Here is a 475-nt window from a genome sequence, read left to right as displayed (position 1 = left end):
GACTCCGCTGGCGAATTGTGCTGGTTACCTGGTCGCGAGTGCAGCGAGGTGGGAGACGCGGGTGTGGCCCAGGGGTTTGCCGGCCAGCCATGCGTCCGCTCGGGTGAGGTTGATCGCGGTGGCGATCAGGATGTTCTGCACTCGGGTCTTGGCGAGTCCTCGGTAACGGGATCTTCGCAGGCCGAATGCGCGTACGGCTTGGGAGATGGTGCCCTCGATGCCTGATCTGGCCGCGTAGCGTCTGCGCCAGTGCTCGGTCTGCTGGTCGGCGCGCAACGCGCGGAGCAGTTCGTGGTGTTCCCGGGGTCGCAGGGTGAGGGTTCGGGCGGCGGTCTTGGCGCGCGTGCAGCGAGAGCGGACCGGGCAGGGCGTGCAGTCGGTCATGCTGAAGGTGAACATGACGCGGGGTTTGCCGTGTCGGTCGGTCGTGGTGCCTGACCAGGTGTTGCGGTGTCCCTGGGGGCAGACGGCGGTC

1 protein-coding gene is annotated in these 475 nt (G+C 67.8%); it reads right to left on the bottom strand.

Annotated features, from left to right (window positions below; translation table 11 throughout):
* Window positions 1–24: 24 nt before the first annotated feature.
* A partial coding sequence (locus tag ACFHWU_RS29410) for a transposase (RefSeq protein ID WP_416592342.1) occupies window positions 25–475 on the bottom strand: 451 nt, incomplete at its 5' end.

The organism is Micromonospora sp. LOL_015 (assembly GCF_048060275.1).
GTDB lineage: Bacteria > Actinomycetota > Actinomycetes > Mycobacteriales > Micromonosporaceae > Micromonospora_E.
Note: the sequence above shows the minus strand (reverse complement) of the source record. Positions and strands in the feature narration are given on the sequence as shown.